Origin of the sequence: Rhizobium sp. LjRoot98 (assembly GCF_964252935.1) — a bacterium.
In the GTDB taxonomy this organism is placed as follows: Bacteria; Pseudomonadota; Alphaproteobacteria; order Rhizobiales; family Rhizobiaceae; genus Pararhizobium.
Map to the genome: position 1 here is coordinate 1 of NZ_CAXUPW020000019.1, position 13,130 is coordinate 13,130.

Sequence of the window (13,130 nt, forward strand, 5' to 3'; positions counted from 1 at the left end):
TTGGTGGACACTTCATGCATCAGAGCACTGCTCTTCAGAAGGCGCATGGAAATTCGCGCTTACTGTACAACGGCATTGATGGTGATCGCATGGAAGCCGCGCCATGGGCGGGGTGCTGAGCCACAAAATGGATGGACGCGACGGCTTCTCTCAGATCACGTCGCGTCGATTACCGTCTAAATTCTGCCATTCGCCGTTGCTGGACCGATCTGCGACGCAATTTCGGTCACCAGATCAGCGGGGAAACCACCTTCGCGAGCGTGCCTATAGATGATCTCGGCGCTTTCCGCCTCGTGGACGCAGTAGATCTTGTCGCCAGCGACATAGCTCGTCACCCATTCATAGGGCACGCCGAGGCCTGCAACAACATCGTTTGACTTAGCCGAGATGCCCTGGAGCTGTTCGGCATTGAGCTTTGATGCTCCCGGTATGTTCCTCTCGATCAGATATTTTGGCATTTTCAAGTCTCCTCAACGGATTTCATGTCCTCACCATGAGGTTGATACCCTGACGTAGAAGAGACCGCTTCGGGGAATGTCCCTATTTTCTCTTTGCGCATTCCCCATTTTTTGAGCTTAGTTGTGTTCAACGCCGCTGGACGATGATGGTCAGACGTCATGCAACTCTTGGAGCGCGCCGAACAACTGGATCAACTGCGGTCGCTTCTGATGGAAGCCGCTGTGGGAAATGGTCACGTCGCTGTCTTGGTTGGCGAAGCCGGGGTCGGCAAATCCGCGCTTGTAGACAGGTTCGTAGACTTGGTTGGCCCGACAACACGTATTCTGCGTGGTGCATGCGAGAATTTCGGTACGGCAGAGCCGCTCGGCCCCTTGCGCGATCTGGCTCGCGAAGCTGGGTGGGCCTTGTCGGAGACGCTTTCGTCCACCGAAAGTCGGATCGCCTTGTTCTCCGAGGTCTTTCGACTGTTGAGCGTGGGAGCGCCCACGAGCCTGATTGTGATCGAGGACATCCACTGGGCCGATGATGCGACACTGAACCTCATTCGATATCTGGGGCGACGGGTCCGCGACGCGCATATCTTAATTCTGCTGACGGCACGGGATGATGATGTTGGTTTACAATCACGCTTGCGGAAAGCCTTGGGCGATATCCCAGCCACCAGTCAGAGGCGGATAGACGTCCCTGCATTGAGCAGGGCTGCCGTAAGTGAACTTGCAATGCCACGCGGTTTGGACGGTGATGAGATTTTTCGTGTCACCGGCGGCAATGCCTATTTCATTACCGAGCTGATCGAGGCGGGCGGCTGGATGGTGATGCCGAGAACCGTTCGCGATGCCGTTCTTGCGCGTGCGGAGGGTCTAACGGCTCCTGATAGGGGTGTTCTTGCCGCAGCCTCGATCTTTCCCGATGCAGTCGACTTCAAGTCTCTCGATGCGATTTGCGGCGATGGCGCCGAAAAATCCTTGCAGGCATGCCTCGACTGCGGCCTGATGCGTCGGGTTGACGGAACATACTCGTTTCGTCACGAGATCACTCGCCAGGTGATAGAGCAATCTTTGTCTCCCATTCGCCGTCGTGGCTTGAACGCAACGGTCCTGGCAGCCTCCCGCCATGCCGAACATGTGCCGTGGGTGCGGTTGATACACCATGCGAACGAAGCGCAGGATATCGCTGCGATCTGTGAACTGGCACCGCAGGCGGCAGCAGAAGCGGCAAGGCTGGGTGCCCATCGCGAGGCCATCAAGCACTATGAACTTGCATTGGCCCACGCCGCTGCTTTTGATGAAAAGCAGCGGGCAGACCTGTATGAACACCACGCCTTCGAATGTCACTTGGTCGGCCAGGTCGAGCGGGCCATACTTTCGCAGAAAAAAGCGCTCGCTATTCATCATCGCCTCGGCGCGCCATTGCGAGAGGGCGAAAGCCTGCGGTGGCTGTCTCGACTGAGTTACCTCGCAGGCAACCGCGAGGATAGCGATGCCTATGGAAAGGAGGCCGTGGCCCTCCTGGAGGCGCAGCCTGAAGGAGCGGAGCTCGCCATGGCATATTCCAATCTCTCGCAACTGAGTATGCTCGCAGGCGACACGGAGACAGCCTGCCATTATGGGGACCGGGCGATCGGCCTGGCGCAATTCGAAGCTATCGGCAGACCCGATATTCTCTGCCATGCACTCAATAATGTTGGTACCGCAGTCTTGTGGCGTGACCCCGATCAAGCCCGGGAGCTCCTTGGACGTAGTCTGGAAATTGCCCTCGCTCACCAGCTCGAGGAGCACGCAGCTCGGAGTTTCACCAATCGAGGTTGGATAGAGCTACGTTTGCATTCTGTCGCAGACGCCGAGGATTTTCTCGGGCGCGGAATTAACTACTGTATCGAACACGACCTCGATACGTGGCGTGACTACATGCGTGGCGAACAGGCGGAGTTGTTCACCCATCTCGGCCGCTGGGACGAGGCGGAGCAGGCGGCAAGATTGGTCGTCGGCAACGTCAATGCGCCTCCCTTGTCACGATACCCGAATGTTCTTGCGCTCGCAGTTCTCTGGACACGGCGTGGCGAGCCGGCAGATGCATTACTGGAGGAACTGTCGCGTTTTCTTGAGACGGGCAGGGAGCTGCAGAGGCTGGCACCCTATGCCGAGCTGATAGCGGAGCGGGCTTGGTTGGGCTTGGAGGACATCGGACGAGCTTTGAGTTTGCTCGATCAGGCCATTGCTCTTTCCAGGGATGACGCCGCTGTTTCGCTACTGCATGTCTGGAAAAGAAAACTTGGAGCAGACGTTTCACTCGACTTGGCTTTCGGCGTAGACCAGGTCGTTCGCCAGATGCTGGCTGGTGACTGGGCGGCCGCAGCGGAGACCTGGAACGAGAGGGGATCGCCATATTGGCAGGCAATGACACTCCTCGATGGTGACGATAATGCCGTCTATCACGCACTAGACCTGCTTGAAGGCATGGGAGCCTCGGCCATTGCCCAGCATGTCCGTGCGATCATACGTGGCCGACTTGGCCGTGTTGCCGCCCGTGGGCCAAGGGCCAGCACGAAGGCCAACCCGGCCGGCCTGACGATGCGCGAGATGGAGGTGTTGCGATGGGTTGATCTGGGTAAATCCAACGGCGAGATAGCTGCGTTGCTGTTCGTCTCGGCCAAGACGGTGGATCACCACGTTTCTTCGATTCTTGCCAAGCTCAACGCAAAAACGCGGACAGCTGCTGCATCTCACGCTCGTAGTCGGGGTTTGCTTTCATAACCACAACAAAGCCAAGAATGAGATATTTGGACGCTCATTCCATTCGTCGACAGGTCGCCGGTTCGAGCTGTTCCTCCAGACAGGTTGAGGTAACCTTCCGAAGATTGGTGTTTCCTCGGCGCGGAACTTTCCAGACGAGCGCTAAGCGCAAACGAACGAAATGCTGCCTTCCTCAAACACGTCGAAGCCATGAGCGCGTACCGCGACGCTCTCGATTTCAGAGGCGGAAGGGCTGAAATAAAACGGCCATTCGCCCGCGAGCGTGCGAAATACACGGTCTTCATAGGCTACCAAGATACCGCTGCGGGGGCACAAGGGTTGGGGAAGCCGTAAAGGCCGGCTTCAACTCGAGCCGAGTGCATGTGTTTAATCCGACTACGCAACGTGCGTTCAACCGGTCGATATTGAGAAGGGGCTGTCAGTTCGATTCCCGTCAAGGCGGCCGCGGTTTCGTTGTCGAACGCCGAGGTGCCAGATTGGCGGCAGGGAATAGCGCTCGTATTCACCTTCATTCTTCACGTCGACAACGTCGTGTTCACTTTAAGCGGCACTGTCGCGGCGCTTTTAATCGCGCGTGCGCGAGAGGACCGTAGGTCTAGACCGCCAGCGTAGCAATCGCTATCTAGACGGTTTGTTGCGATGCTGGACACTTCGCTGATACATCACCGCGGAAATATCGGGGCTACATTTCGTGAAAAAGGTTCAACGCAGTTTCGTTATTGAGTACAAATCCGGGCGGCGAAAAACCGTTCCCAACTCGAACTCTATCTGGGGCAGCATGGATCTCAAGTCCGTTGCTCGAGATGTGCAGGAAGAAGCAATGCCATTCCTAACGCTGGGCGAACAAGATGGAGCATCCGACAGAAAGGTCTCCTTACCTATAGTAAAAGGAACGGGGCCGTTGTTGACGCTGTCAAGCGGGCATCCGACAACTGCAACGGCTACACAGGAGATACTCATGGCCGACGAAAACGATACGACAACAATTAGTGACGCGCCGGCTTCTGTCGTCGCAGCGATCGATGCGCCGAAGAAACAGCGGAAACCTCGCGCCAAGAAGGCAGCACTCGAGATGGCGCCAGTCGAAGTTGCTGCGGCGGAAACTGCAGGCGCTTTGGACAGCCCGGCTGGCAAGCGCGGCAAGCAGACGAGAGGACGGAAGCCGAAATTGCACGAGGTTGCGGCCAGCGCCAAGAAGGCACCGGTCAAACGCGGTCCGAAGGCTGTGAAAGCAGCGATTCCAGCACCGGCTGCTGCAATCGACGAGATGGCGGATCTTCTGAAGCTGGAAGAAGAAAACCAGCGACTGCGCAAATTGCTCGCTGAGAAGCTTCGTTCCGAAAATGCAGACCTGCGCAGGCGGCTCAACCTCGGTTGATCCCAGGCGCGGTTCATCGCCGATCGAATTTTTGTGCTCGTCAAGATGTGCGATTTGGTGGCGATCATCCCGCCGCCAAAGCTCAAGGTCGCAAACTGCATGCGAGGTATAACGCGAGGTCCAAACAATGGCGTCACCTTGGAGATTTCTTGAGCGACTGACGTCGAGGTGGCGTGGTTCGAAAGAACAACAGGACGGCGTCACCGATGATGTGAATTCGGAAGAGGCGGTGAGCCCTGAGCCTGTTGAGGCGGCGGCAATCGACAACACGCAAAATTCTAGGGACCGGCTGGTGGAAGCGGAGCCGCGACCTGCCGATCGACCCGATGCGGACATCATCGTACGGGAGCGTTCCGCAAAAGCGGGAAGCCGTGTGCAGGGGAAGATCGACCTCCAGAGCGCTAAGCCCGTCGATAACTCTGATCCCGGCTTATCCGATGACCCTGACGCCAGTGCGACTCGCGACGCTTCGACATCCTCGCCCTCCCTGAAGAGACCGAACGCTAAGCGAAAGCGGAGCCAGGAAGCTAGCTTAGCCAAGTCGGTTGAAGCCTTTCCGCAGCAGCTAACAAGCCTACATACTATTTCCGATGAGGTACAGAGCCTTGATGCGGAGATCGGGCTGCTGCGCGACCGGTTGGCTCGCAAACTCCGACTTCAGAATGCACAATTGAGGATGATGCTGGAGCGGTTTGAGCCCTGAGCACGTCATGGATTCCGTTCTTGGCGCCATTTAGTGGCGTGCCAATTCAATCCCCTTCAAGGCGCCCCATTCAGATGGGCTTAACATCCCCTTGCTCAGGAAAGACCGTACCAGGCGGCGCGGCCGGCACCGTGTAGGACGAGGTGCCCTTGATCCACGAGTGTCTTGAGATTATCCTTGATGGTGTGACGGCTTCCATCGGTGATCCGTGCAGCCTCCGCGACCGTGATCCGCCCGTGCTCGCGCGCCAACTCGAGCAATGTGACGGACAATTCCGGAATGTCGGCGAGGATAATGCGCTCACGCTCCATTTTCATCAGGGGCGGAGCAAAACAAGGCCACTCCAAACGTCGATCTCGATACCGGCGAAATCCTCACACCCTGATTAAAATCATCGCCGCCGACATGGAAATGGCCCCGATCGGGGCCATTTCCATGTCGGCACCACAGCCCTGCCGCTGGCCTGCTTTTGCTCCGCCGTTGACACCGGAAAACTTTTCTTGCACTTCAGCAAGGCTGGTTTTTCGACCCACCTGAACGATTTTGCAAAAGATGAAACACGGCGCGTTCACCTCCTGACGCCTGAAGATATCGTTCGACCCAATAGGTGAACGATTGAGCGCACAAAGCGGAGGGGCTTTTACGAAACCACAATTGGAACTTTGGTCGGCGAGGCCTTGACGCGGTTATAGAGGTCGACGACATCCTGATTGATCATGCGTACACAGCCGGAAGATGCCTGAGTGCCGATCGTCCACCATTCTGGAGAACCGTGCACACGATACCCGGTATCGTTACCGTCCTTGTAGATATAATGCGCGCGGGCGCCGAGAGGGTTGTCGAGGCCGCCCGGCTGGCCGCCGGTCCATTTCACGAGCTCCGGCTTGCGCGCGACCATTTCCTTGGGTGGCGTCCAGGTCGGCCACTCCTTCGTGTACTGAATCTGCGCGCGGCCATTCCATTCAAAGCCCGCCTTGCCAATGCCGACGCCGTAACGGATCGCTTCCCCCCCTTCCTGTACCCAGTAGAGATACCGTTCGCTCAGCCGCACCACGATCGTGCCCGGTGCCTCACCGGTCGGATCGAGGACGATCTGACGACGGAACTCCGGCTTGATCTTCCGGAACGGAATTGCCGGGATGACAAAGCCCTTATCGATCAATGCGGCATACATGCTGCTATTGTCGGTGATGTTACTGTCGACACTGATCGGTGGCACCGGTCTAATTGACCCGGTCGCCATGCGGTCAACGCCGCCGGACGGCATACCACCGGAGGGCTCGATTGGTCCCAGTGAGGGGAATTCGAGCACTTGAGAGCAACCTGAGGCGCCAAGCAAGGTCATGGCGCCAAGGCCCGAGAGCATGGCGCGGCGGGTGACGACGTGGGTGGATCCGATTACGGCGGCACCGGGCGGCAGAGCCTGATCTTGCGGTTTACGCATGCACATTCAACCCCAAAATGAACCGTTGGCGTCATACCATCCGGGTAGAACAGTATGACAATTCATGGTTAAGAAGGCGTGAACCTGTAGCCGTACCCACGCCGCCAGCGGGGAGAACCACAATTCCTCTTGTGCGCCGGCCGCCGTGATTTCGACTGAGGCAAGGCTCAAAGGACCATCCTGCATCGCGGCCCGCGTTGGGGATGCCGAAGGTGCCGTTTGGGGATACGCGGGCAACGCCTGGCCAGTGCAGCGTCGCTGCGGCCAGACAGGATCCGCCTTACACTTTGGAAATCGATGGCTGGAGTTCGTCCATTCCAGGCGCCTCGTCCGCGCGGATAGGCGAGCGGGACACCTTCCGGGTGCCGACAGGGCGTGGCGACGAATTCGCCCATTCCTCGCCGGGCAGTCCCGACAGCCGCGAACGGCCAACGATGGGCGTCAAGGCTCGGGAAATTTACATACCCGATCTGCACATCGACACGTTGACGGTGAAAAGCCGGAATTTTCAATGATTTACGCTGTCAAAGCGCGGGTCGCTGGTTCAGCTCCCATCAAGGCGAGGGAGCGGTAACCTTCACTGGTTCCGGCGCACAACATTCTAATCGGAAGTCAAGGCAGGCAACCCTTCCTCTCTGAGGTGGGGAACATCGTCGGGAGGGAGGCCACTGTTAAGTTGATCGGTGGGCTTGCATGGGCGACGGTCAAGCAGCTTTTTAAAAACTCCAAGGCTTGAAATGATGTCAATATACATTATATTTAATTGTATAATGTTAAATTGGAGATCACCATCATGGCCCTCACAAAGATAACCGACAAGTTCTCCGTCATGCCACAACCCGAGATCGCAGACTTTCGGTCGTTTGCGGAACAGGGGTTTACGACTCTGATCAACGCCCGTCCAGATTTGGAGGAGCCAGCGCAACCGGGAACGAAAGCCGAGAAAGAGGCTACAAACCGGGCAGGGATGACTTACGCCTACGTGCCAGTCACGGTCGCGACAATCACCGAAGCCGACGTCCGCGCATTCCGGCGGGCCATGGATGAGGCGGACGGCCCGGTCGTCGCTCACTGCAAGTCCGGCACCCGCGCATTGCTGCTGTACGTCATCGGCGAGGTTCTCGACGGGCGCATGAAGCGCGATCATGTTGTCGCCTTTGGCCAAGAGCACGGAATCGACTTGGCGGCCGCCGACGACTGGCTGAACAAACACTTTGCCCGCCGCCCGATCGTGAAGGGCTTCTTCGACGAACGGACCTGGAGCATCCAGTACGTGGTATCGGATCCGGATACGGGCAAGTGTGCCATTATCGATCCGGTCCGCGATTTCGATGAAAGGGCTGGTGCGACAGCGACGATCAATGCCGACGGGATCCTCGAATATATCCGGGAGAACAAACTCACGGTCGAATGGATCCTGGATACCCATCCCCACGCCGATCACTTCTCGGCCGCCCAATACCTGAAGGAGAAGACTGGCGCACTCACCGCGATCGGCGAGCGGGTTGTCGACGTTCAAAAGCTCTGGAAGGCCATCTACCACTGGCCAGAACTCGACGCAGACGGTTCGCAGTGGGACAAACTGTTCGTGCATGGCGAGACCTTCAAGGTCGGTTCGATCGATGCGAAGGTTATGTTCTCGCCCGGCCACACGCTCGCTTCCATCACCTACGTAATCGGTGATGCCGCCTTCGTGCACGACACTCTCTTCATGCCGGACAGCGGCACGGCACGGGCTGATTTTCCTGGTGGCGACGCACACATGCTTTGGAAGTCGATCCAGGACATTTTGGCTCTTCCGGAGAAGACGCGCATTTTCACCGGACACGACTATCAGCCCGATGGACGGCCCCCGCGCTGGGAAAGCACGGTCGAGGAACAGAAAAGGAGCAACTCTCACATCGCCGGCGTGTCGGAAGAGGAATTCGTGAAGATCCGAACGGCGCGGGACGAAACACTTCCCATGCCAAAACTGATCCTGCATGCCCTGCAGGTGAACGTTCGCGCGGGGCGGCTTCCGGAGCCTGAGGCCAACGGCAAACGGTACCTTAAATTCCCACTGGACGCTCTGGAGGGGGTCGCATGGTGATGGCCTTGGATCCAGACGCAAGCGAACAGTCTTCAATGACGCCGCAGGATATGGCAGCGCGCGCAGCCGAAGTGTCCGGTCTTTTGAAGACATTGGCCCATCCCGCCCGGCTGATGCTCGTCTGCACTCTCGTCGAGGGTGAGCACTCCGTCAGCGAACTGGAGGCGAAGCTCGATCTTCACCAACCGCATCTTTCGCAGCAGCTGACGGTGCTGCGGGAGGCGAATATCGTCAACACCCGCCGAGAAGGCAAACAGATCTTCTACAGCCTGACAGAAGAAAAGGCGGCCCAGCTCGTGGCGGCGCTCTATACGATTTTCTGCAAGGAGGAAGAACAATGACACACTACCTTCCTTCGCTCATCGGAGGCATGTTGATCGGTTTGTCGGCCGTCATGCTGCTTCTCGTTAACGGCCGTATCGCCGGGATCAGCGGAATCGTTGCGCGTCTTGCCCAAGGAGCAGGGATCGCAACGAACCTTGCGTTCGTCGTCGGTCTGATCCTCGGCCCGGTTGTCTACCTATACAGCTTCGGGCAGTGGCCGACCGTCGAGATTTCTGCTGGCTGGCCGCTGATCATCGGCGCGGGTCTGCTTGTCGGTTTCGGATCAAGGATGGGGTCTGGATGTACGAGCGGACACGGCGTGCTCGGGCTCGCCCGGCTTTCACCCCGGTCGATGGTGGCCGTCGCAACATTTCTGACCGCAGGCGTCGTTGCCGTGACAGTTCTGAGAGGAATCGGACAATGACACGCTACATCCTTCAGACGGCCTCCGCGCTAACATCCGGTCTAGCGTTCGGCTTCGGGCTTTCGCTCTCCGGCATGCTGAACCCGGCGCGGGTGCAGGGTTTCCTCGACGTCTTTGGGGCCTGGGATCCCAGCCTTGCCTTCGTTCTCGGCGGTGCGGTTGTCATAGCGTTCGTCGGCGTTCGCATCATGTACCGAATGGATCGTCCCGTTCTTGATGAATCCTTCCATGTCCCGAAGAACAAAAAGATCGACCCGCCGCTCCTTATCGGTTCGGCGCTGTTTGGCGTTGGTTGGGGCTTCGGTGGTTTCTGCCCCGGCCCGGCGGTTGCGTCCTTGTCGGTCGGCCTCGGTGAATCCTTCGTCTTTGTAATAGCCATGATCGTCGGCATGACGCTACACGACCGTGTGTGGAGGAGGGGATCGTGACCTATTCGATCGTCTCAGCAGTTGGCTCCGGCAGCGTCGTCGGCTTCATGCTTGGTCTACTCGGCGGCGGCGGCTCAATCCTCGCCACGCCGCTGCTTCTGTATGTCGTTGGCGTCGCCGAGCCGCATGTGGCCATAGGAACGGGCGCACTGGCCGTTTCAGCCAATGCCTTTGCCAATTTCGGGATCCATGCGGTCAAGGGTCACGTCTGGTGGCGCTGCGCCATCGTCTTCTCTCTCCTCGGGACAATTGGAGCGCTCTTGGGGTCAACTCTCGGTAAGTCGATGGATGGTGACAAGCTGCTCTTTTTATTCGGCATCGTCATGGTGGTGATCGGCGGGCTGATGCTGCGACCCAAAAAGTCCCTCTCGACCGTGCCACGTCCTATTGATGGCAAAATGTGTCTGATAACCGCGGCTGTTGCGTTGGCTTCGGGTGCTGCATCGGGTCTCTTCGGGATTGGTGGCGGATTCCTGATCGTCCCAGGGCTCATCCTCGCGACAGGCATGCCGATGATCAATGCAGTCGGATCATCGCTTTTATCTGTCGGTGCGTTCGGCTTGGCGACGGCAATCAACTATGCTGCGTCAGGACTCGTCGACGGGATGCTTGCCGTCGAATTCGTGGGCGGTGGGATTGTCGGCGGCGTGTTTGGCATGATCCTCTCGACGCGACTCAGTGTCTACAAAGGCCTGCTCAATCGGATGTTTGCGGGGCTCATCTTCATGGTTGCCGGATACGTGCTGTACCGAAGCCTGAGTGGAGTAATACCATAAAGTTCGTCAACGTTCGGTCCGATCCGTGGGCGCTTGTCAATCATTCTGCCACCGGTGTCCGCACTCGATGAGTTCATCCGCCGATGGGCGCGGGCGTCTTCTGTGACGCGCGCCGGGGGCCTTCATCATTCAGTCGGTTATCGGGTCACCAGGTAGACAGCACTACCAGCGCTCATTGCCAGTATAGAGGCGATCACGATAGGCAACCAATAAAAGAGCGTTCGCGATGCGATTGCGACGATCAGCCGCCCGACGGCATTGGCGGCGATAGCCGCAAGCACTGCCTGGCCGATGGCAATCAACGGCAGCGGCAGGCCGTCCTGGCCTGCGCGCAAGGCGCTGAGGACCGCAACGTCAACATCGAATGTCCCGGAGATGGCCGAAAGGGCGACAAGTCCGCTGTCGCCAATACGGGACACGAGCGCGGCGCTCAGGGTCGTGGTCAGTGCGAAAAGACTGGCAAAAACGACAATTGGGCCGAGTTCGAATGGGTTTCGCGCGGTAACTGTCTCTTCTTGTCGCGCGGCGTGCAACGTCATCAACGAGCCGCCGGCAAGGGCCAGCACCGTTGCCGCTGTAAGAGCAGCAGGGGCGATCAAGGGAAAGACCGCTGGCGCGATAACGAGAACGATCGCAATGACCCGAAGGACTGATACAACGGCCGCTAGGATCGCGGCCCCAGCCAACGGCAAAGGAGCCTCGCCGCTTCTGGCCTTCTGTCCGAAACTGGCTGTGACGGCGGTTGAGGAAACCAACGCTCCTGCCAGGCTACTGACGAGCAGACCCTTCGTCGAGCCAAGCAGCCGGACTGCGATATAGCCGGTGTAGGAGATCGTTGCGCTCAGCACGGTGAAGAGCCAAACTTCCCAGGGATTCAATCCGCCCCATGGATCGATTGTGCGATTAGGAATGAGGGGAAGGATGATCGCGGTCATCACAGCGAGAACGAGGGCCGAGCGCAACTCGATCCATGATAGGCGCTGCAGGAGGCCATGGAGCGCTTCCCTGCTTGCCAGCAGTGCTGCAAGGGCGGCGCCGGCCGCGGCGGCAGCCTGATAATCTCCAGCAACTGCGATTCCGCCAAGCGCGAAAACGCAGAGCGCTGCGCAAACTCCGGTGACACTGAAATCGTCATCACGACGGGCTTCGCGCAGCTTGAACCAGCTGAAACTCAGTGAAAAGCCGAGGAACCCTAAACCGAAGATCACTCCGCCGTTCTGTTCCTGCACCAACGTGCCGAATGCGCCGCCAAGCAAGCCCGCAATTCCATACGTCCGGATGCCGGCGGTGCGACTGCCTGCAGGGGCATCGCGATCCCGCCAGCCACGTTCAAGCCCAACCAGAAGGCCAATAGCGAGGGCGAGGCCAAGACGTGGAATAATCGAGTCCATCTTACTTTTCCCAGTTTCCTGGAAGTGGAGCCGGAAGCCCGCTCGCCAGCGAAACAGAACTGATCTTCATGATGCTCCACTGATTAACTTGTAGGGTAGCACGGCATGGCCGGTACCCAGACCGGCTTGCGTTGATCACCATTATATAAAATCCCAACGCTTTGCGTGATTACTCCGCATCGGCCGGGAAACGACCCAGCGCACGCAAACATGCGCAATCCGAAACTGAGGAGCCGTCCATATTCTGCATCGCTAGTGCGCTGCAGTTGACCGAGCCTTTCGGGTGACAATGCAACTGGCGCCGGAGATAGCTTCGGTCACGATCCTTACTGCTTCGCACGCAGCATCGGATTCGAATTCGCCAATTACCTCCACCACTGAATCCCGGACATTGACCTCCACTTTCTCCCGGCGAAGTCCCAATTCGGCTTGAAGCCGCGTCGAAACTGCCAGCCGTAATGCGTCATCACCGCGAGCGACGGAGTCTGGTGTTGCAGAGATGGCCTTGAGCACGTCGCGCCGGCTGACGATTCCCGAGAGTCTGCCGTTCGTGAGGATGGGAATCCGTTTGATATTATGACGGCGCATCAGCGCGACGATTTCGGCAAGCGTAGCTTGCGGCGAAGCGACGACGACGTTGGCCGTCATGCAATCTTCGACCGCCCGCCCGTGTTGTTTGATATAGCTTTCGAAAAACGCCACGTCCGGCTGAAGGTGTCCGATTTCATGCCCGCCGTTGAACTCGTGCCGCTTTAATAAGTCTCCCTCGGTCAACATCCCGCATACGCCTCCAGCATCGTCGACTACCGGTAGGCCACTTACATCTCGGTCGATCATAATTTCTATCGCCCGCTTGAGGCTCGTGCCCACCGTCACATAAGCTACATTCGTCGTCATCAGATCCCTGGCAAGCATCGTCGTCTCCTAAGGCCGCTATTGTTTAGTGCGTCGCCAGCTTCGG

14 protein-coding genes and 1 pseudogene are annotated in these 13,130 nt (G+C 58.2%); 9 read left to right on the top strand and 6 right to left on the bottom strand.

The genetic code is table 11. The features are described from left to right. Positions 1–176 precede the first annotated feature (176 nt). Complete coding sequence (locus ACSQ3J_RS29165; RefSeq protein WP_436040887.1) at positions 177–458, bottom strand: DUF4242 domain-containing protein; 282 nt, start codon at positions 456–458, stop codon at positions 177–179. 159 nt (positions 459–617) lie between these two features. Here ACSQ3J_RS29165 and ACSQ3J_RS29170 point away from each other — a divergent pair, with 159 nt between their 5' ends. The 3 genes from ACSQ3J_RS29170 to ACSQ3J_RS29180 all read left to right on the top strand — a co-directional run bounded on the left by ACSQ3J_RS29170 (position 618) and on the right by ACSQ3J_RS29180 (position 5,293). Continuing rightward, positions 618–3,212: an ATP-binding protein gene (locus ACSQ3J_RS29170; protein ID WP_436040888.1), complete on the top strand. Its 2,595-nt coding sequence runs from the start codon at positions 618–620 to the stop codon at positions 3,210–3,212. A gap of 691 nt (positions 3,213–3,903) precedes the next feature. After that, positions 3,904–4,590, top strand: a complete 687-nt coding sequence (locus ACSQ3J_RS29175; RefSeq protein WP_436040889.1) for a transcriptional regulator — start codon at positions 3,904–3,906, stop codon at positions 4,588–4,590. Between the two features lie 127 nt (positions 4,591–4,717). After that, a complete protein-coding gene (locus tag ACSQ3J_RS29180) occupies positions 4,718–5,293 on the top strand; it encodes a hypothetical protein (protein ID WP_436040890.1) in 576 nt (191 codons plus the stop codon). A gap of 95 nt (positions 5,294–5,388) precedes the next feature. Here the strand turns inward: ACSQ3J_RS29180 and ACSQ3J_RS29185 are convergent, their stop codons facing one another. The 3 genes from ACSQ3J_RS29185 to ACSQ3J_RS29195 form a co-directional block, all read right to left on the bottom strand. Further along, a complete protein-coding gene (locus tag ACSQ3J_RS29185) occupies positions 5,389–5,610 on the bottom strand; it encodes a DUF977 family protein (protein WP_436040891.1) in 222 nt (73 codons plus the stop codon). Positions 5,611–5,667: 57 nt separating this feature from the next. Then, on the bottom strand, positions 5,668–5,865 hold the full coding sequence (locus ACSQ3J_RS29190) for a hypothetical protein (RefSeq protein WP_436040892.1): 198 nt from the start codon (positions 5,863–5,865) through the stop codon (positions 5,668–5,670). A gap of 68 nt (positions 5,866–5,933) precedes the next feature. Continuing rightward, positions 5,934–6,737: a L,D-transpeptidase gene (locus tag ACSQ3J_RS29195; protein ID WP_426233423.1), complete on the bottom strand. Its 804-nt coding sequence runs from the start codon at positions 6,735–6,737 to the stop codon at positions 5,934–5,936. A 332-nt stretch (positions 6,738–7,069) separates the two neighbouring features. On the opposite strand from ACSQ3J_RS29195, the pseudogene ACSQ3J_RS29200 reads away from it, so the two are divergent. The 6 genes and pseudogenes from ACSQ3J_RS29200 to ACSQ3J_RS29225 form a co-directional block, all read left to right on the top strand. Next, positions 7,070–7,252 (top strand): annotated as a pseudogene (locus ACSQ3J_RS29200) (hypothetical protein); the annotation flags it as partial. 278 nt (positions 7,253–7,530) lie between these two features. Continuing rightward, positions 7,531–8,826, top strand: coding sequence for a bifunctional sulfur transferase/dioxygenase Blh (gene blh, locus ACSQ3J_RS29205; protein ID WP_436040893.1), 1,296 nt, complete (start codon positions 7,531–7,533; stop codon positions 8,824–8,826). Beyond that, positions 8,820–9,167: a sulfite-sensing transcriptional repressor BigR gene (bigR, locus tag ACSQ3J_RS29210; protein ID WP_436040894.1), complete on the top strand. Its 348-nt coding sequence runs from the start codon at positions 8,820–8,822 to the stop codon at positions 9,165–9,167. The genes blh and bigR overlap by 7 nt, the downstream gene beginning before the upstream one ends. Next, positions 9,164–9,574, top strand: coding sequence for a YeeE/YedE family protein (locus tag ACSQ3J_RS29215; RefSeq protein ID WP_060511251.1), 411 nt, complete (start codon positions 9,164–9,166; stop codon positions 9,572–9,574). The genes bigR and ACSQ3J_RS29215 overlap by 4 nt, the downstream gene beginning before the upstream one ends. Continuing rightward, positions 9,571–10,002, top strand: coding sequence for a YeeE/YedE family protein (locus tag ACSQ3J_RS29220; RefSeq protein WP_060511249.1), 432 nt, complete (start codon positions 9,571–9,573; stop codon positions 10,000–10,002). Before ACSQ3J_RS29215 ends, ACSQ3J_RS29220 begins: the two co-directional genes overlap by 4 nt. Further along, positions 9,999–10,778, top strand: a complete 780-nt coding sequence (locus tag ACSQ3J_RS29225) for a sulfite exporter TauE/SafE family protein (RefSeq protein ID WP_244489838.1) — start codon at positions 9,999–10,001, stop codon at positions 10,776–10,778. The genes ACSQ3J_RS29220 and ACSQ3J_RS29225 overlap by 4 nt, the downstream gene beginning before the upstream one ends. A gap of 137 nt (positions 10,779–10,915) precedes the next feature. On the opposite strand, the gene ACSQ3J_RS29230 is transcribed toward ACSQ3J_RS29225, so the two are convergent. Both ACSQ3J_RS29230 and ACSQ3J_RS29235 read right to left on the bottom strand, forming a co-directional pair. Then, a complete protein-coding gene (locus ACSQ3J_RS29230; RefSeq protein WP_436040895.1) occupies positions 10,916–12,169 on the bottom strand; it encodes an MgtC/SapB family protein in 1,254 nt (417 codons plus the stop codon). Between the two features lie 252 nt (positions 12,170–12,421). After that, entirely contained in the window at positions 12,422–13,084 is a 663-nt protein-coding gene (locus tag ACSQ3J_RS29235; protein WP_436040896.1) for a CBS domain-containing protein, read from the bottom strand. Between the last annotated feature and the right edge of the window lie 46 nt (positions 13,085–13,130).

Coding starts and splice junctions, on each gene's coding strand:
- ACSQ3J_RS29180 (WP_436040890.1), top strand. CDS start 4,718: ATGGCGTCACCTTGGAGATTTCTTGAGCGACTGACGTCGAGGTGGCGT.
- bigR (WP_436040894.1), top strand. CDS start 8,820: ATGGTGATGGCCTTGGATCCAGACGCAAGCGAACAGTCTTCAATGACG.
- ACSQ3J_RS29230 (WP_436040895.1), bottom strand. CDS start 12,169: ATGGACTCGATTATTCCACGTCTTGGCCTCGCCCTCGCTATTGGCCTT.
- blh (WP_436040893.1), top strand. CDS start 7,531: ATGGCCCTCACAAAGATAACCGACAAGTTCTCCGTCATGCCACAACCC.
- ACSQ3J_RS29170 (WP_436040888.1), top strand. CDS start 618: ATGCAACTCTTGGAGCGCGCCGAACAACTGGATCAACTGCGGTCGCTT.
- ACSQ3J_RS29165 (WP_436040887.1), bottom strand. CDS start 458: ATGCCAAAATATCTGATCGAGAGGAACATACCGGGAGCATCAAAGCTC.
- ACSQ3J_RS29215 (WP_060511251.1), top strand. CDS start 9,164: ATGACACACTACCTTCCTTCGCTCATCGGAGGCATGTTGATCGGTTTG.
- ACSQ3J_RS29195 (WP_426233423.1), bottom strand. CDS start 6,737: ATGCGTAAACCGCAAGATCAGGCTCTGCCGCCCGGTGCCGCCGTAATC.
- ACSQ3J_RS29220 (WP_060511249.1), top strand. CDS start 9,571: ATGACACGCTACATCCTTCAGACGGCCTCCGCGCTAACATCCGGTCTA.
- ACSQ3J_RS29235 (WP_436040896.1), bottom strand. CDS start 13,084: ATGCTTGCCAGGGATCTGATGACGACGAATGTAGCTTATGTGACGGTG.
- ACSQ3J_RS29185 (WP_436040891.1), bottom strand. CDS start 5,610: ATGAAAATGGAGCGTGAGCGCATTATCCTCGCCGACATTCCGGAATTG.